This window comes from Sphaerotilus uruguayifluvii (assembly GCF_013294065.1).
Classification (GTDB): Bacteria; Pseudomonadota; Gammaproteobacteria; order Burkholderiales; family Burkholderiaceae_C; genus Sphaerotilus; species Sphaerotilus uruguayifluvii.
Genome location: NZ_JABSNM010000004.1, coordinates 131855 through 148466 on the forward strand (window position 1 = coordinate 131855; position 16612 = coordinate 148466).

At 70.1% G+C, this 16612-nt stretch carries 13 protein-coding genes and 8 tRNA genes; 1 reads left to right on the plus strand and 20 read right to left on the minus strand.

From position 1 onward, the window contains the following. The first annotated feature begins 23 nt into the window (after positions 1-23). A complete protein-coding gene (locus HNQ01_RS06105) occupies positions 24-1382 on the plus strand; it encodes a TolC family outer membrane protein (RefSeq protein ID WP_286180523.1) in 1359 nt (452 codons plus the stop codon). Here the strand turns inward: HNQ01_RS06105 and HNQ01_RS06110 are convergent. The 20 genes from HNQ01_RS06110 to trpB all read right to left on the minus strand — a co-directional run bounded on the left by HNQ01_RS06110 (position 1354) and on the right by trpB (position 16582). Then, complete coding sequence (locus HNQ01_RS06110; RefSeq protein ID WP_353621641.1) at positions 1354-2739, minus strand: 3-deoxy-D-manno-octulosonic acid transferase; 1386 nt, start codon at positions 2737-2739, stop codon at positions 1354-1356. The genes HNQ01_RS06105 and HNQ01_RS06110 overlap by 29 nt on opposite strands. Further along, positions 2736-3743 (minus strand): lipopolysaccharide heptosyltransferase I, encoded by a 1008-nt coding sequence (gene waaC, locus HNQ01_RS06115; RefSeq protein WP_173804485.1) that lies wholly within the window; start codon positions 3741-3743, stop codon positions 2736-2738. Before waaC ends, HNQ01_RS06110 begins: the two co-directional genes overlap by 4 nt. 36 nt (positions 3744-3779) lie before the next feature. Then, positions 3780-5174 (minus strand): phosphomannomutase/phosphoglucomutase, encoded by a 1395-nt coding sequence (locus HNQ01_RS06120; RefSeq protein ID WP_173804486.1) that lies wholly within the window; start codon positions 5172-5174, stop codon positions 3780-3782. Between the two features lie 170 nt (positions 5175-5344). Continuing rightward, a tRNA-Asp gene (locus tag HNQ01_RS06125) sits at positions 5345-5421 on the minus strand. Between the two features lie 57 nt (positions 5422-5478). After that, positions 5479-5554: transfer RNA gene (locus HNQ01_RS06130), tRNA-Glu, on the minus strand. Positions 5555-5562: 8 nt separating this feature from the next. Then, positions 5563-5638, minus strand: a tRNA-Ala gene (locus HNQ01_RS06135). Between the two features lie 6 nt (positions 5639-5644). After that, a tRNA-Asp gene (locus HNQ01_RS06140) sits at positions 5645-5721 on the minus strand. A 102-nt stretch (positions 5722-5823) separates the two neighbouring features. Next, positions 5824-5899, minus strand: a tRNA-Glu gene (locus HNQ01_RS06145). Positions 5900-5926: 27 nt separating this feature from the next. Next, positions 5927-6003 (minus strand) — tRNA-Asp (locus HNQ01_RS06150). 50 nt (positions 6004-6053) lie between these two features. Then, positions 6054-6129: transfer RNA gene (locus HNQ01_RS06155), tRNA-Glu, on the minus strand. 38 nt (positions 6130-6167) lie between these two features. Then, positions 6168-6243 (minus strand) — tRNA-Ala (locus tag HNQ01_RS06160). A gap of 97 nt (positions 6244-6340) precedes the next feature. Then, positions 6341-7735: a glutamate--tRNA ligase gene (gene gltX, locus HNQ01_RS06165; RefSeq protein ID WP_173804487.1), complete on the minus strand. Its 1395-nt coding sequence runs from the start codon at positions 7733-7735 to the stop codon at positions 6341-6343. 7 nt (positions 7736-7742) lie between these two features. Beyond that, positions 7743-8972: an O-succinylhomoserine sulfhydrylase gene (locus HNQ01_RS06170; RefSeq protein WP_173804488.1), complete on the minus strand. Its 1230-nt coding sequence runs from the start codon at positions 8970-8972 to the stop codon at positions 7743-7745. Between the two features lie 32 nt (positions 8973-9004). Then, on the minus strand, positions 9005-10522 hold the full coding sequence (gene purF / locus HNQ01_RS06175; protein ID WP_173804489.1) for an amidophosphoribosyltransferase: 1518 nt from the start codon (positions 10520-10522) through the stop codon (positions 9005-9007). A 108-nt stretch (positions 10523-10630) separates the two neighbouring features. Next, positions 10631-11161 carry a CvpA family protein gene (locus HNQ01_RS06180; protein WP_173804490.1) on the minus strand — a complete coding sequence of 177 codons (531 nt, stop codon included), beginning with the start codon at positions 11159-11161 and terminating at the stop codon, positions 10631-10633. Positions 11162-11187: 26 nt separating this feature from the next. Continuing rightward, on the minus strand, positions 11188-12177 hold the full coding sequence (locus tag HNQ01_RS06185; RefSeq protein ID WP_173804491.1) for an SPOR domain-containing protein: 990 nt from the start codon (positions 12175-12177) through the stop codon (positions 11188-11190). A 12-nt stretch (positions 12178-12189) separates the two neighbouring features. Next, positions 12190-13536, minus strand: coding sequence for a bifunctional tetrahydrofolate synthase/dihydrofolate synthase (gene folC / locus HNQ01_RS06190; RefSeq protein ID WP_173804492.1), 1347 nt, complete (start codon positions 13534-13536; stop codon positions 12190-12192). A gap of 78 nt (positions 13537-13614) precedes the next feature. Next, on the minus strand, positions 13615-14487 hold the full coding sequence (gene accD / locus HNQ01_RS06195; protein WP_173804493.1) for an acetyl-CoA carboxylase, carboxyltransferase subunit beta: 873 nt from the start codon (positions 14485-14487) through the stop codon (positions 13615-13617). Continuing rightward, on the minus strand, positions 14484-15317 hold the full coding sequence (trpA, locus tag HNQ01_RS06200; protein ID WP_173804494.1) for a tryptophan synthase subunit alpha: 834 nt from the start codon (positions 15315-15317) through the stop codon (positions 14484-14486). The genes accD and trpA overlap by 4 nt, the downstream gene beginning before the upstream one ends. Beyond that, positions 15314-16582 carry a tryptophan synthase subunit beta gene (gene trpB, locus HNQ01_RS06205; RefSeq protein ID WP_173804495.1) on the minus strand — a complete coding sequence of 423 codons (1269 nt, stop codon included), beginning with the start codon at positions 16580-16582 and terminating at the stop codon, positions 15314-15316. The genes trpA and trpB overlap by 4 nt, the downstream gene beginning before the upstream one ends. Between the last annotated feature and the right edge of the window lie 30 nt (positions 16583-16612).

Sequence of the window (16612 nt, forward strand, 5' to 3'; positions counted from 1 at the left end):
CCGTTTCCCGAGCGAGGATGACCATGCCCCTGCCGACGACCCGACCCTTCATGCCCGCGCCGGTCCGGCGCGCCCTGCCGCTGGCGGCCTCGCTGCTGCTGGCCGCGCTGGCCCTGCCGGCCGGCGCCGAGAGCCTGAAGGAGGTGGTCGAGCTGGCCCGGGGCTATGACGCGACCTACCTGGCCGCGCGCGCCAGCGCCGAGTCGACGCGCTACAAGAGCGCGCAGGCCGAGGCGCTGCAGCGCCCCAACGTCGGCCTGCAGGGCGGCTACACCCGCTCGGCCTCGGACACGCCGCTGTACGGTTCACGCGCGAACACGGCCGCCTCGCTCGGTCTGGTGGCGTCGCAGCCGCTGTACAACCGCCAGAACAGCCTGACGATCGACAAGGCGCGCAAGGCGCTCGACATCGCCGAGGCCGATCTGGCCAGCGCCGAGCAGGATCTGTCGATCCGGGTCGCGCAGGCCTACTTCGACGTGCTGGTCGCGCAGGATGCGCTGACCACCGCGCGCGCATCGAAGACGGCGATCAGCGAGCAGCTCGCCTCGGCCAAGCGCAACTTCGAGGTCGGCACCGCGACGATCACCGACACCCGCGAAGCCCAGGCGCGCTTCGACCTGGCCACCGCGCAGGAGATCGCCGCCGACAACGACCTGCGCACGAAGCGGCTGGCGCTCGACCAGCTCGTCGGCCGCGTCAACGTGCAGCCGCAGGGCCTGGGCGCACCGACCGCGCTGCCGGTGCCGGCCGAGGGCATCGAGTCCTGGGTCGAGAAGACCGAGGACAGCCCCTCCGTGCGCAAGGCCCGCCTGGCCTACGAGATCGCCCGGCTCGAGACCCGCCGCACCGAGGCGGGCAACCTGCCCACCGTCGACCTGCAGGGCCAGCTCGCGACGACGAACAACCGCGGCTCGGCCGCGGTGTCGAGCGGCGGCGCCGGCACCACCACCAGCAACTCGATCGGCGTGACGGTCAAGGTGCCGCTCTACACCGGCCAGGCGATCCAGAACCAGGTCCGCGAGGCGGTCTCGCTGGAGGAAAAGGCCCGCAACGACCTGGAGGCGGCGCGCCGCGCGGTCGCGCAGGTCACCCGGCAGGTCTTCTTCGGCGTGCAGTCCGGCGCCGCGCAGGTCAAGGCGCTGGAGGCGGCCGAGACCTCGTCGCGGCTGGCGCTCGACGCCACCAAGCTCGGCTACAAGGTCGGCGTGCGCGTCAACCTGGACGTGCTCAACGCCCAGACCCAGCTTTACTCGACGCAGCGCGACCTCGCCAAGGCGCGCTACGACGTGCTGCTCAACGGCCTGAAGCTGCGCCAGGCGGCCGGCGTGCTCGCGCCGACCGACATCGACACCGTCAGCTCGCTGCTCGGCGCGGCGCGCTGAGCCGGTCATCCGGCCGACGGCGTGCGCCGTCGGGCGCCGGCAGCCAAGCCGCCAGGCGCAGGGCCATGCGCCGCGCCGCGCCCTGGTCGGCCGCGGCGAAGTCGCGTGCGGCCTGCACCGCCAGCGCATGGCCCGACCCGTCGACCGCCAGCGCCAGCGCCTGGTCCAGCGCCGCGGCCATGTCCGCGGCGCGCCGCGCGGCCCCGGCCGCCAGCGCCCGCTCGGCCGGCAGCGCGAAGTTGAAGGTGTGCGGCCCCATCACCACCGGGCAGCCGCAGGCCGCCGCCTCGATCAGGTTCTGCCCGCCCAGCGGCGCGAAGCTGCCGCCCAGCAGCGCCACGTCGGCGCAGGCGTAGTAGGACGGCATCTCGCGCATCGAGTCGCCCAGCCAGACCTCGGCGTCGCGGGCCTTCGCACCCGGCCCGCCCTCGCCCCAGCCGCTGCGCCGGACCAGCGCCAGCCCGGCCGCCTCGACCCGGCCGGCCACCTCGGCGAAGCGCTGCGGGTGACGCGGCACCAGCAGCAGCAGCGGGCGCGGCTGCTGCGCCGGCCAGGCGGCCAGACGTCGGGTCCAGGCCTGCAGCAGCGGCTCGTCCTCGCCCTCGCGCCAGCTCGCCGCCAGCACCACCGGCCGGCCCAGGCCGGCGCGCCAGCTCAGGCCGGCGGCCAGCAGCTCCGGCGCGGGCTGCAGGTCGTACTTCAGGTTGCCGCAGACCTCGACGCCGGTGGCACCGGCCTGCTTCAGCCGCTGCGCATCCTCGGTCGTCTGCGCCAGCACCGCCGAGAACGAGCGCGCCGCCGGCCGCAGCAGCGCATCGAAGCGCAGCGACTGGCGCAGGCTCTTTTCCGACAGCCGCGCATTGGCCAGCGCGACCGGCACGCCGGCCTGCGCCGCCTCGTGCAGCAGCATCGGCCAGACCTCGGTCTCCATCAGCACGCCCAGCGCCGGGCGATGAAGGCGCAGAAAGCGGCGCACCGCACCGGGCGTGTCCAGCGGCAGCCAGCGCTGCTCGTCGCCCTCGCGCAGCAGCGCGGCGCCGGCCTCGCGGCCGGTGGCGGTGCCGTGCGTCAGCAGCAGGCGCAGGTCGGGCCGGGCGCGGCGCAGCGCCTGCACCAGCGGCTCGGCCGCGCGGGTCTCGCCCAGCGAGACCGCATGCAGCCACAGCGCGCCCGGCCGGCTCGTCCTGCCCAGGCCCAGACGCTCGCCCAGCGCAGCGCCGTACAGCGGCTCCTCGCGCGCGCGCCACAGCAGCCGCCCCATCAGCAGCGGCAGCAGCAGGCGCATCAGCTGGCCATAGCCCGTCAGCGCCAGACGCTCGCGCAGCGACAGATCCGGATGCGGTCGCGGCGGGTTCACGGCGCCACCTGCCGCCAGGCCTGCTCGACCTGCTCCAGCGTCGGCGGCTCGCCGGCGGCCGCACTCTCGACACTGAGCTGGTGGTGATGGCCGTGCGCCGGCTGCGGCCCGGTGCGCCAGGAGGTCGGGAAGTTGTAGAGCTGCAGGTGCACCCGGTCGAGCGCCACCGCCAGATGCGACAGCCCGCTGTCGACGCCGACCACCGCCTGCGCGGCACCGAAGCGGTCGACGATCGCGTCCAGGCTCATCTTCGGCCAGAGCGTGCAGTGCGCGTCACCGATGGCCGCGGCGATGCGCGCGGCCCGTGCGGCCTCGACCGCATCGGCCTGGGGCAGCGCCAGATGCCAGCCCTCCCCGACCCGGCGCCGGCCGAAGTCGATCCAGTGCGTCTCGGGCCAGAGCTTGTCGTCGCGCGAGGTGCCGTGAACCAGCACCATCAGCGGCCGCGCCGGATCGGGCCGGGTCGCGGCCTGCAGCCCGAAACGCGGCGGCGTGTCGATCGCGGTGCCGAAGGCCTCGGCGCAGAGACGGCGCGAGCGGTCGACCACATGGATGCGCGGCTCGATCTCGATCGGCCGGTCGGCCACCCAGCGGGTCGGAGCCTCCCAGCCGGAGCCGTCGGTGCGGTTGCCCAGCGCGTAGCGCAGGCCGCCCGGCGCCATCCGCGCCGACAGCACGACCAGCGCCGACTTGGTCAGCCCCTGCAGGTCGACCACCGCGTCGTAGGCCTGCGCACGCAGCCGCTCGCGGAACTGCTGCTTCTCGCGGCGGACCTCGGCGCTCCACCACCGCTTGCGCCAGCGCCGCTGCGCGCACTCGATGACCTCGCCGATGCCCGCCACCCGGCGCACCAGCGGCGCGAAACCGGGCTCCACCACCCAGTCGACGTGCACGCCGGGGTGACGCGCACGCAGGTCCGCCACCACCGGCATCGCGTGGATCACGTCGCCCAGGGACGACAGCTTGACGATCAGGATGCGAGGTTCGGCAGGCAGCAGGGCCATCAACGACAGTCTTTCGGCGGCGCAGGCAAGGACGCGTCAATGCGCCGCGGCCTGCACCTCCGCCTCGGGCATCACCTTGCGCAGCGCCGCCATGAAGTCATGCTGGATGCGCTCCAGCGCCTCAGGCGTGTGTCCCTCGAACCGCAGCACCAGCACCGGCGTGGTGTTCGAGGCGCGGATCAGGCCGAAGCCGTCCAGATAGTCGCCGCGCAGACCGTCGATGGTACCGATTTCGGCGCCGGGAAAGTCGGCCTGCGCCACCAGTTGCGCCACGACCTCATGCTGGTTGCCCGCCGGCACCGGCACGTTGAGCTCCGGCGTGGAGTAGCTGGTCGGCAGCGCGTTGAGCACCGCGCTCGGATCCGCATGGCGCGACAGGATCTCCAGCAGGCGCGCGGCGGTGTACATCGCGTCGTCGAAGCCGTACCAGCGCTCGCCGAAGAAGATGTGGCCGCTCATCTCGCCGGCGATCGGCGCGCCGGTCTCCTTCAGCTTGGCCTTGACCAGCGAGTGGCCGGTCTTCCACATCATCGGCACGCCGCCGGCCTCGCGGATCGCCTGCGGCAGGCGCTGCGAGCACTTCACGTCGTAGATGATGGTGGCGCCGGGGTTGCGCGACAGGATGTCCTGCGCGTAGAGCATGATCTGGCGGTCCGGGAAGATGTTCTGGCCGTCGGCGGTGATCAGGCCCAGGCGGTCGCCGTCGCCGTCGAAGGCCAGGCCGAGGTCGGCCTCGGTCGCGCGCACCACCTTGATCAGGTCGGCCAGGTTCTCCGGCTTGGACGGATCGGGATGGTGGTTGGGGAAGTCGCCGTCGACGCGGCTGTACAGGTCGATGACCTCGCAGCCCATCGCCTTCAGGATGCCCGGCGCCGAGGCACCCGGAATGCCGTTGCCCGAATCGACGACGATCTTCAGCGGCCGGCTGATCCTGCAGTCGCCCAGGATGCGGGCGGTGTATTCGGGCAGGATGTCCAGCGCCGCGATCGTGCCCGGCTGCGCGGCCAGCGTGTAGTTCTCGGCTTCCATGCGCTGACGCAGGCGCTGGATCGACTCGCCATGGATCGCCACGCCGCCGAGCACCATCTTGAAGCCGTTGTAGTCCTTCGGGTTGTGGCTGCCGGTGACCTGGATGCCGCTGCGGCAGCCGATCTCGCCACGGGTGGCCGCGACGTAATACAGCATCGGCGTGGTGACCGCGCCGAGGTCGATCACGTCCAGGCCGGTGGCGGCCAGACCGCGCATCAGCGCCGCGCTCAGCGTCGGACCCGACACCCGGCCATCGCGGCCGACCGCGACCACCTTCTCGCCGAGCGCGACGGCCTCGCTGCCGAAGGCACGACCGAGATGCTCGGCGAACTGTTCATCGAGCGCCTGTCCGACGATGCCGCGGATGTCATAGGCCTTGAAGGCGGAAGCGGTGACTTGCATGGAGATAGCGGGGCCAGGCCCGGAGTTGATAGAAAGCCCCGGCATTGTAGGCATGGCCCTGCCTCACGCGATCCCCGCGCCCCTGGTTTTCCCTGAAGAAGCCGCAAGGCATCACGCGGGAACAAAAAACGAAAAAGCCTGTTCACTTGCATGAACAGGCTTCTGAATGGTGGCGGAGTGGACGGGACTCGAACCCGCGACCCCCGGCGTGACAGGCCGGTATTCTAACCAACTGAACTACCACTCCGCGTGGTGACGATGTCTCTGCATCCGCTTTCGCGGACTCGCCAAGTCACGTCAGACTTGGCGACCCCTAGGGGATTCGAACCCCTGTTACAACCGTGAAAGGGTCGTGTCCTAGGCCTCTAGACGAAGGGGTCAGAAAATTTGGTGGAGGTAAGCGGGATCGAACCGCTGACCTCTTGCATGCCATGCAAGCGCTCTCCCAGCTGAGCTATACCCCCAAATTTTGGCGGAGTGGACGGGACTCGAACCCGCGACCCCCGGCGTGACAGGCCGGTATTCTAACCAACTGAACTACCACTCCGCGCCAGTCCGTGACTTCAGGCTTGCGCCCCAAGCGTCATGGAAACTTGTACTGCATCGCATCGATCTGCCGGCATCGCCGCTCATGAAGCTGGATCATGAGTGGCGACCCCTAGGGGATTCGAACCCCTGTTACAACCGTGAAAGGGTCGTGTCCTAGGCCTCTAGACGAAGGGGTCATCGGACAGATCGATATCACGAAAACTTGGCGGAGTGGACGGGACTCGAACCCGCGACCCCCGGCGTGACAGGCCGGTATTCTAACCGACTGAACTACCACTCCGCGTCGGTGACGTTTAGCGCCTGATTGCTCAGGCCAAGTATCGTCAAACTTGGCGACCCCTAGGGGATTCGAACCCCTGTTACAACCGTGAAAGGGTCGTGTCCTAGGCCTCTAGACGAAGGGGTCTTTGTCCTTCGCGACTTGAATCTCGAAACGCTTTGCTGTGGTGGAGGTAAGCGGGATCGAACCGCTGACCTCTTGCATGCCATGCAAGCGCTCTCCCAGCTGAGCTATACCCCCATTCAGGACCATTTCTGGTCGACTCCGGACTTCAATTGCTTGCTGTCTTTCGTCAGGCGTCTCGTCGTTCAAGCGAGAATGAGATTATGTGATGAACTCAAACGCTTTGCAAGCGTTTCAGCACAATATTTTTTTCGAACAGCGCGAGGACCGCATCGACCGACGGCGTCTGGGCGCGGCCGCACACCAGGACACGCAGCGGGATGGCCAGCTGCGGCATCTTGATCTTCAGCTCGCCGATGACGGCCTTGATGGCGCCGCTGATCGCCGCGGCGTCCCAGGTCTCGAGCGCGGCCAGCCGGTCGCGCAGCTGCACCAGCGCCGGACGCGACACCTCGTTGAGGTGCTGGGCCAGATCCGCCTCGGCAGGCTGCACGTCGACGAAGTAGATCGACAGCCAGTCGGCCAGCTCGACCGTGGTGCTGCAGCGGTCCTTGAACAGCGCGCACATCGCCGCCAGACGCTCGTCGGCCACCGCCGTGATGCCGCGCCGGCCGAGCTGCTCGGCCACCAGGCCGGCCAGCACCGCGTTGTCGCACAGCTTCATGTGCTGGGCGTTCACCCAGCGCATCTTGGTCTCGTCGAACTGGCTGGCGCTGCGGCCGAGGTGGTCGAGGTTGAACCACTCGACCAGCTGCGCGCGGCTGAAGATCTCGTCGTCGCCGTGGCTCCAGCCCAGGCGGGCCAGGTAGTTGACGACCGCCTCGGCCAGATAGCCCTCGTCGCGGTACTGCGTCACCGGCTTGGCGCCGCGGCGCTTGCTCATCTTCTCGCCCTGCTCGTTCAGGACGGTCGGCAAGTGAGCGTAGACCGGCGGCTCCTTGCCCAGGGCGCGGAAGACATGGATCTGGCGCGGCGTGTTGTTGACGTGGTCGTCACCCCGGATGACATGGGTGATGTCCATGTCGATGTCGTCGACCACGACGCAGAAGTTGTAGGTCGGCGTGCCGTCCGGGCGCGCGATGACCAGATCGTCGAGCTCGTCGTTGCTGATCTCGATGCGGCCCTTGACCTTGTCCTCCCACACCACCGAGCCGCCCTGGGGCGTCTTGAAGCGCAGCACGGGCTTCACGCCTTCCGGCACCGGCGGCAGCACCTTGCCCTCTTCCGGGCGCCAGGTGCCGTCGTAGCGCGGCTTTTCCTTGTTGGCCATCTGGCGCTCGCGCAGCGCGTCGAGCGCTTCGGTGCTCATGTAGCAGGGGTAGACCCAGCCCTGCTCGACCAGCTGCGCCAGGACTTCCTTGTAGCGGTCCATGCGCTGCATCTGGTAGAACGGACCCTCGTCATGGTCGAGGCCGAGCCACTTCATGCTCTCGATGATCACGTCGACGGCTTCCTGCGACGAGCGCTCGACGTCGGTGTCCTCGATGCGCAGCACCAGCGTGCCCTGCTGCGAGCGCGCCCAGGCCCAGGGATAGAGGGCCGAGCGGATGTTGCCGAGGTGGATGAAGCCGGTCGGGGACGGTGCGAAACGGGTGCGGACTTGGGTCATGGGGAACTCAGATCAGGGCCAGGCCGCGCGCGAGGTCGGCCTTCAGGTCGTCGACATGCTCCAGGCCGACGGCCACGCGGATCATGCCCTGCGTGATGCCGGCGGCCAGGCGCTGCGCCTCGGTCAGGCGGCCATGCGAGGTGCTCGACGGGTGGGTGATGGTGGTCTTGGTGTCGCCCAGGTTCGAGGTGATCGAGCAGATCCTGGTCGCGTCGATGACCGCGAAGGCGTTGGCGCGCGCCGCCTCGGGCGTGTCGCCGCGGGCGACGAAGCTGACCACCGAGCCGCCGTTGCCGCCCTGCTGCGCCATCGCCAGCGCATGCTGCGGGTGCGACTTCAGGCCGGGATAGTAGACCCGGGCGACCTGCGGCTGCGCCTCCAGCCACTCGGCCAGCGCCAGCGCGCGGGCGCCCTGCGCCTCCATGCGGATCGAGAGCGTCTCCAGGCCCTTGAGCACCACCCAGGCGTTGAACGGCGACAGGCACATGCCGGCCGAGCGCATCACGCTCATGAACGGCCCGTCGATCAGCGCCGCCGGCCCGCAGACCGCGCCGGCGACGACGCGGCCCTGGCCGTCCAGGTACTTGGTGCCCGAATGGATGATCAGGTCGGCACCCAGCCTGGCCGGCTGCTGCAGCGCCGGCGAGCAGAAGCAGTTGTCCACCGCCAGGAGCGCGCCCGCGCCGTGCGCGATGTCGGCCAGCGCGCGGATGTCGCAGACCTCGGTGAGCGGGTTGCTCGGCGTCTCGGCGAACAGCAGCTTCGTCTCGGGGCGCAGCGCCGCGCGCCACTCCTCGGGATCGGTCTGCGACACGAAGGTGGTCTGCACGCCGAACTTGCCGAACTCGCCCTGCAGCAGCTTGATGGTCGAGCCGAACACGCTGCGCGAGCAGATCACATGGTCGCCCGCCTTCAGCAGGCCCATCACCAGCAGCATGATGGCCGACATGCCGCTCGACGTGGCGATGCAGGCCTCGGTGCCTTCCAGCGCCGCCAGGCGGCGCTCCATCATCATCGTCGTCGGGTTGGTGAAGCGGCTGTAAACGAAGGCTTCCTCCTCCTGCGCGAAGCGTGCCGCGGCGGTGGCCGCGTCAGGATGGACGAAGCTGCTGGTCAGGAACAGCGCCTCCGAGTTCTCGCCCCACGGCGTGGCCGGCAGGCCCTGGCGCACGGCCAGCGTCTCCAGCCGGACATCGTCGGCGAACTCGAGGCGCGGCAGGCGCTTGGGCTCGGTCATGCGGGTCTCTCCAGGTCAGGCGACGGACAGGTTCACTGCGACGGGCTCTGCAGCGACAGGCGGGTGCGCTCGGCGCCCTCCTCGTCCTGCGGCTGGCTGGCGCGCTGGGTCTGGATGGCGTCGAAGTCCTCGGCCGAGACGTCGCCGGTGATGTAGTGGCCGTCGAAGCACGAGGCCTCCACGCCCTTCAGGTCCGGGCGCAGCGCGTGCACCGCGCGCTTCATGGCGTCGACGTCCTGGTAGATCAGCGCGTCGCAGCCGATGTAGTCGCGGATCTCGTCCATCGTGCGGCCGTGCGCGATCAGCTCGGTCTTGGTCGGCATGTCGATGCCGTAGACGTTGGGAAAGCGCACCGGCGGCGCCGCCGAGGCCATGAAGACCTTGCTGGCGCCGGCCTCGCGGGCCATCTGCACGATCTCGCGGCTGGTGGTGCCGCGCACGATCGAGTCGTCGACCAGCAGCACGTTGCGGCCCTTGAACTCCATGCCGATGGCATTGAGCTTCTGGCGCACGCTCTTCTTGCGCACGCCCTGGCCCGGCATGATGAAGGTGCGGCCGACGTAGCGGTTCTTCACGAAGCCCTCGCGGTAGGGCTTGCCGAGCTTCTGCGCCAGCTGCATCGCCGCCGGACGGCTGGACTCGGGGATCGGGATGACCACGTCGATCTCGCTGGGCGGCATCATGTTGATGACGCGCTGCGCCAGCGTCTCGCCCATGTTCAGGCGGGCGTGGTAGACCGAGATGCCGTCGATGACCGAATCCGGGCGCGCCAGGTAGACGAACTCGAACACGCAAGGATTGAGCACCGGGCGCTCGGCGCACTGGCGGGTGTGCATCTGGCCGTCGAGCGAGATGAAGACCGCCTCGCCGGGCTCGACATCGCGCACCAGGCGGTGGCCGGTGCCTTCCAGCGTGACCGACTCGCTGGCGACCATCCAGTCGGTGCCCTCGGCGGTCTCGGACGCGCCCAGGCACAGCGGCCGGATGCCGAACGGATCGCGGAAGGCCAGCAGGCCGTAGCCGGCGATCAGCGCGATCACCGCATACGAGCCCTTGACGCGGCGGTGCACCGCCGCGACCGCCTTGAAGATCTCCTCGTGCGTCAGCGGCAGGTCGCGCGCGGCCTGCTCGAGCTCGTGCGCCAGCACGTTGATCAGCACCTCGGTGTCGCTCTCGGTGTTGATGTGGCGGCGGTCGATGTCGAACAGCTCCTTCTTCAGCGCATGCGCGTTGGTGATGTTGCCGTTGTGCACCAGCACCACGCCGAAGGGCGCGTTGACATAGAAGGGCTGAGCCTCCTCCTCGCTGTAGGCGTTGCCCGCGGTCGGATAGCGGACCTGGCCCAGGCCGAGCGTGCCCGGCAGCGCGCGCATGTTGCGGGTGCGGAAGACGTCGCGCACCATGCCGCGGGCCTTGTGCATGAAGAACTTCGTGCCCATCGCGGTCACGATGCCGGCGGCGTCCTGCCCCCGGTGCTGCAGCAGCAGCAGCGCGTCATAGATCAGTTGATTGACCGGCGACTTGGAAATCACCCCGACGATGCCACACATCGTTCACTCCATCTTCAGCAACAAACAGGTCCGGGAAGGTCGGCCGCGCGGGCCTTCCTTCCCGAGGAAATTCGAATCTCGCCGCGATCCCGCGGCAGCGCACCGACCTCAGGCCGGCGGCGCGGGATCCTCAGCGGCCGGCGGCGCGGCCGCCGGTCCCCAGTCTCCGGGCAGCCATGGCGACATCCAGCCATGGACCTGCGCGATCCAGCCGACGCCGGTCGAGACGCGCCAGGCCTCCTGGCGCGCCAGCGGCGTCAGCGCCAGCATCATCACCAGCGCCCACAGCACCAGCACGCCGCGCAGCAGGCCGAAGAGCGCGCCGAGCAGCCGGTCCAGCGGCGCCAGCGGCGAGGCCTGGATCAGCTGCTGCAGCAGCCACGAGAGCAGCCGCCAGACCAGCAGCGTCGCGACGAAGCAGATCACCAGCCCGCCCAGCCGCACCAGCGGCCCGTCGGGCGATCCCAGATGCAGCGCCAGCGCCACGTCGAGGCCCCAGGCCTGCGCCAGCAGCCAGGCGACGAACCAGCCCGCCAGCGACATCAGCTCGCTGACCAGCCCGCGCAGCAGCCCGGCGAGCGCCGACAGCAGCAGCACCGCCAGCATCGACAGGTCGAGCCATCCGAGGTCCTGCAGCATCCGTCACCGCACCACCGTGCCGCGCCTCAGAGCGGCAGCACCGCGGCGCTGACGCCGGCGGCCTTGAGCTTCGAGGCGGCGCGCGCCGCCTCCTCCTTGGTCGCGAACGGGCCCAGACGCACGCGGGTACGGCGACCGGACGAGGTCTCGACATGCTGCTCGAAGGACTTCAGGCCCAGGTCCTCGACGCGCTGGCGCGTCTCGCGCACCGTGCGGGCCTCGGAGAAGGAGCCGACCTGGACGACATAGCGTCGGTCGTCCTTCGCGGCCTTCGCATCCTTCTCCCGGTCCTTTTCCTTCTCCTTCTCGCGCTCGCGGCGCTCCTTCTCCTTGCGGGCCTTCTCCTTCTCGATCCTGTCGAGGCGCTCGGCACGCTCCTTGTCCTGGCGGATGCGCTCGCGTTCGGCCTCGGCCTCGCGGGCGGCCTTCTCCTTGCGCGCCTTCTCCCGGTCGGCGCGTTCCTTCTCGGCCTTTTCGGCCTTCAGGCGCTGGCGCTCCTTCTCCTTGTCGCGGGCGGCCTGGGCGGCCTTCTCGCGGGCGAGCCGCTCGGCCTCGGATTCCTTCGACTCGGTGATGATGCCGTCGTCGTGCGCGGCCGCCTTGACGGCGGCACCGGCCGCCACCGCGCCGAGCACGGCACCGCCGGCCATCGCGACGGCCGTGCCCTTGCCTGCGGCGGCGGTCGCGGCGGACGAGGCCGCAGACGAGCCGGTCGACGCGGAAGCCTCATGGCCCGACGCCGCGCCGGCCACCGCCGACGCCGCCGGCGGGGTCGTCCCGACGACGATCTCGGGCTCGCCCGGCATGCGCACCTGCATCGTCGGCTGCACCGGCCGCGGGGTGGCATCGAAGACGTAGGGCAGCCCGACGACCGCGGCACCGACCAGCACCGCAGCACCGATCAGGCGACGGCGCGCCCGGGTCCGCAGCGTTTCCACCTGCGCCGGGTCCTGGGGCGGCTGGCGGCGCGCCGCGGGCTCGGACGACTTGCGCTTGAGAGAGGAGAACAGACCCATCTGGTTCAGCCGTCAGGCCGCGTTGGTCGGGATGCCCGCAGCGGGTCCGACATGGGCAGCGCCCAGTCGCGGCAGTCCCTTCTGCAGCACGCCACCGACGGTGTGGAACGATCCGAAGACGACGATTCTATCAGTGGGGTCGGCCCCCTTCAGGGATTCCCCGAGGGCGCTGACCGGGTCGGCGTGCAGCACGACGCGCATCGGCGGCAGCGGCGCCGAGCCGGCCGGCCGGCGCGCCGCGGCGGCCTCGATCGCCTCGCGCAGCTGCTCGGGCGAGGCCGCGCGGCCGATGTCGAGCGCGCACAGATGCCAGGTGTCGACCAGCGGCAGCAGCGGCGCGACCAGCCCGGCCAGATCCTTGTCGGCCATCGCGCCCAGCACCGCGTGGGTGCGCGGGAAGTAGCCCATCTGGTCGAGGTTCTGCGCCAGCACCGCCGCCGCGTGCGGGTTGTGGGCCACGTCGAGCACCAGCGTCGGCTGGCCCGGCACGACCTGGAAGCGTCCGGGCAGCTCGACCAGCGCCAGGCCGTTGCGGATCGCCTGCGCCGGCACCGGCAGGCGCGGGCGCATCGCCTCCAGCGCCGCCAGCACGCCCGCGGCATTGATCAGCTGGTTGGCGCCGCGCAGCGCCGGATAGCCCAGCGCGTTCCAGCGCCGCCCGCGTCCGCTCCAGCCCCACTGCTGGCGGTCGCCGGCGTAGTTGAAGTCGCGGCCGAAGCGCCAGAGGTCGGCGCCGAGCGCCTCGGCGTGGTCGACCACGCTCTGCGGCGGCACCGGATCCGACACCACCACCGGCCGGCCCGGACGCATGATGCCGGCCTTCTCGCGGCCGATCGCCTCGCGGTCGGGCCCGAGCCAGTCCATGTGGTCGAGATCGATGCTGGTGATGACCGCGCAGTCGGCGTCGATGATGTTGACCGCGTCGAGCCGGCCGCCCAGCCCCACCTCCAGGATCACCGCGTCGAGCGGCTGCACGCTCATCGCGCGCAGGATCGCCAGCGTGGTGAACTCGAAATAGGTCAGCGACTGCCCGGTGGCCAGGCGCGCCGCCTCGACCGCCTCGAAGTGCGGCAGCAGCAGCTCGGGCGCGACCACCTCGCCGTTCAGGCGCATGCGCTCCTCGAAGCGCACCAGATGGGGCGAACCGTAGACCGCGGTGCGGTAGCCGGCCTGCATCAGGATGGCTTCGAGCATCGCGCAGGTCGACCCCTTGCCGTTGGTGCCGGCCACGGTGAACACCGGCACGTCGAAGCGCAGGTCCAGCTGCTCGCGCACGCGCTGCACGCGCGCCAGGCCCAGCTCGATCGTCGCCGGATGCAGCCGCTCGCAGTGCGCGAGCCAGTCGGAAAGGGTCTTCATGAGACGAGGCAAGAATCAGAAACGACCGAGGGGCGCCTCGCGACGCCCCCGGCAGCGGTGGATGCGGTGTCGGGCCGGTCAGGCCACCGCGTCGGCGCTCTGGCGCTGCAGCTTGGCCAGCAGGCGCGCGATCGTCTCGCGCAGCTCGCGGCGGTCGACGATCATGTCCAGCGCGCCCTTCTGCAGCAGGAACTCGGAGCGCTGGAAGCCCTCGGGCAGCTTCTCGCGAACGGTGTTCTCGATCACGCGCGGGCCGGCGAAGCCGATCAGCGCCTTCGGCTCGGCGATGACCACGTCGCCGACAAAGGCGAACGAGGCCGACACGCCGCCCATCGTCGGGTCGGTCAGCACGCTGATGTAGGGCAGACCGGCCTTGGCCAGGCGGGTCAGCGCCGCATTGGTCTTGGCCATCTGCATCAGCGACAGCAGGCCTTCCTGCATGCGCGCACCGCCCGTGGCGGTGAAGCAGATGAAGGGCACCTTCTGCTCGATCGCGGTCTCGACGCCGCGCGCGAAGCGCTCGCCGACCACCGAGCCCATCGAGCCGCCCATGAAGTCGAACTCGAAGCACGCGGCCACCACCGGCATGCTCATCACCGAGCCGCCCATCACGACGAGCGCATCGGTCTCGCCGGTGGACTCCATCGCCTCCTTGATGCGGTCCGGGTACTTCTTGCTGTCCTTGAACTTCAGCGCGTCGACCGGCACGACCTCCTGGCCGACCTCGTAGCGGCCCTCGTCGTCCAGGAAGGCGTTCAGACGCTCGCGCGCGCCGATGCGGTGGTGGTGACCGCACTTCGGGCAGACGTTGACGTTGCCCTCCAGGTCGGTCTTGTACAGCACCGTCTCGCAGGCATCGCACTTGACCCAGAGGCCTTCGGGGATGGCGCGACGCTCGCTGGGCTTGGTCTGCTGGATCTTCGGGGGCAGCAGCTTGTCGAGCCAACTCATGCGGATTCTCCTGCGGATGAAGCTTGCAGTTGCAGCGTGTCGAGGGCCGCGCGGATCTCGCGCAGGAAGCCGGCGGCGACGCCCGGCACCCGCTCGCGCGGCTCGTTCTCGATCAGCTGGATGATACGGGAGCCGATGACGACCGCGTCGGACACCTGCGCGACCGCCACCGCCGTGGCGGCATCGCGGATGCCGAAGCCGACGCCGACCGGCACGTTCACCGCGGCGCGGATGCGCGGCACCATCGCCGCCACCGCCGCGGTGTCGAGGTGACCGGCACCGGTCACGCCCTTGAGCGACACGTAATAGACATAGCCGGTCGCGATGCGGCCGACCTCCTGCATGCGCGCGTCCGTCGAGGTCGGCGCCAGCAGGAAGATCGCGTCCATGTCGGCCGCGCGCAGGCGGGCGGCGAAGGCCTCGCACTCCTGCGGCGGGTAGTCGACGATCAGCACGCCGTCGACGCCGGCGGCCTTCGCGTCGTCGACGAAGCGGTCGGGCCCAAAGCACTCGACCGGGTTGGCGTAGCCCATCAGCACGACCGGCGTGGTGGCGTCGTCCTGGCGGAAGGTGCGCACCATCGCCAGCACGTCGGCGGTCGAGATGCCCTTGAGCAGCGCACGCTCGCTGGCGCGCTGGATCACGGGGCCGTCGGCCATCGGGTCGGAGAACGGCACGCCCAGCTCGATCACGTCGGCGCCGGCGGCGACCATCGCGTGCATCAGCTCGACCGTGACGTCGGCGTACGGGTCACCCGCGGTGACATAAGGGATCAGGGCCTTGCGGCCTTCGGCGGCCAGGCGGGCGAAGGTGGTCTGGATGCGGCTCATTGCGCGCCCCCCTTGACGGACAGGCCGCGGCACGACGGGCGGCAGTAGAACTCGGCGCCCGACAGGTCGGCCACCGTGCCGATGTCCTTGTCGCCACGGCCGGAGAGGTTGACCAGGATGTGCTGGTCCGGGCGCATCGTCTTCGCCAGCTTCATCGCGTAGGCGACCGCATGGCTCGACTCCAGCGCCGGGATGATGCCCTCGGTGCGGCAGAGGTAGTGGAACGCTGCCAGCGCCTCCTTGTCGGTGATGCCGACGTATTCCGCACGGCCGATGTCCTTCAAGTACGCGTGCTCCGGCCCGACTCCGGGATAGTCCAGCCCGGCCGACACCGAGTGCGTCTCGGTGATCTGGCCGTTGGCGTCCTGCAGGATGTAGGTGCGGTTGCCGTGCAGCACGCCGGGCCTGCCCAGCTGCAGCGAGGCCGAGTGCTTGTTCGTGTCCATGCCCTCGCCGGCGGCCTCCACACCGATCAGGCGCGTGCCCTCGAACGGGATGTAGGGATGGAAGATGCCCATGGCGTTGGAGCCCCCGCCCACGCAGGCGACCACCGCGTCGGGCTGGCGCTCGGCGCCGCCGCCGAGCTCGGCGATCATCTCGGGCATCTGCGTCAGACATTCCTGGCCGATGATGCTCTGGAAGTCGCGCACCATCGCCGGGTACGGGTGCGGACCCGCCACGGTGCCGATGATGTAGAAGGTGTTCTCGACGTTCGTCACCCAGTCGCGCATCGCCTCGTTCAGCGCGTCCTTGAGCGTCTTGCTGCCCGACTCGACCGGCACCACCTTGGCGCCGAGCAGGTGCATGCGATAGACGTTCGGGCTCTGGCGCTTGACGTCCTCGGCGCCCATGTAGACGACGCATTCCAGGCCGTAGCGGGCGCAGATCGTCGCGGTGGCCACGCCGTGCTGGCCGGCGCCGGTCTCGGCGATCACGCGCGGCTTGCCCATGCGCCTGGCCAGCAGCGCCTGGCCGATGACGTTGTTGATCTTGTGCGCGCCGGTGTGGTTCAGGTCCTCGCGCTTGAGGAAGATCTGCGCGCCGCCCATCTCGCGGCTCATGCGCGCGGCGTGGTAGACGGGGCTGGGGCGGCCGACGAAGTGCTTGAGCTCGCGGCGGAACTCGGCCAGGAACTCGGCGTCGTCGCGATAGCGGTCGTAGGCCTGGCGCAGCTCGTCGAGGGCGTGGCTCAGCGTCTCGGCGACGAAGCTGCCGCCGTAGATGCCGAAATGCCCGCGGGCATCGGGCTGGTCGTACTGGAACATGGTCGGGAATCCGGTGAAGACAGGAAGATC

Coding starts and splice junctions, on each gene's coding strand:
- HNQ01_RS06170 (WP_173804488.1), bottom strand. CDS start 8,972: ATGACCGAGCCCAAGCGCCTGCCGCGCCTCGAGTTCGCCGACGATGTC.
- trpA (WP_173804494.1), bottom strand. CDS start 15,317: ATGAGCCGCATCCAGACCACCTTCGCCCGCCTGGCCGCCGAAGGCCGC.
- waaC (WP_173804485.1), bottom strand. CDS start 3,743: ATGGCCCTGCTGCCTGCCGAACCTCGCATCCTGATCGTCAAGCTGTCG.
- accD (WP_173804493.1), bottom strand. CDS start 14,487: ATGAGTTGGCTCGACAAGCTGCTGCCCCCGAAGATCCAGCAGACCAAG.
- HNQ01_RS06180 (WP_173804490.1), bottom strand. CDS start 11,161: ATGCTGCAGGACCTCGGATGGCTCGACCTGTCGATGCTGGCGGTGCTG.
- gltX (WP_173804487.1), bottom strand. CDS start 7,735: ATGACCCAAGTCCGCACCCGTTTCGCACCGTCCCCGACCGGCTTCATC.
- purF (WP_173804489.1), bottom strand. CDS start 10,522: ATGTGTGGCATCGTCGGGGTGATTTCCAAGTCGCCGGTCAATCAACTG.
- HNQ01_RS06185 (WP_173804491.1), bottom strand. CDS start 12,177: ATGGGTCTGTTCTCCTCTCTCAAGCGCAAGTCGTCCGAGCCCGCGGCG.
- trpB (WP_173804495.1), bottom strand. CDS start 16,582: ATGTTCCAGTACGACCAGCCCGATGCCCGCGGGCATTTCGGCATCTAC.
- folC (WP_173804492.1), bottom strand. CDS start 13,536: ATGAAGACCCTTTCCGACTGGCTCGCGCACTGCGAGCGGCTGCATCCG.
- HNQ01_RS06105 (WP_286180523.1), top strand. CDS start 24: ATGCCCCTGCCGACGACCCGACCCTTCATGCCCGCGCCGGTCCGGCGC.
- HNQ01_RS06120 (WP_173804486.1), bottom strand. CDS start 5,174: ATGCAAGTCACCGCTTCCGCCTTCAAGGCCTATGACATCCGCGGCATC.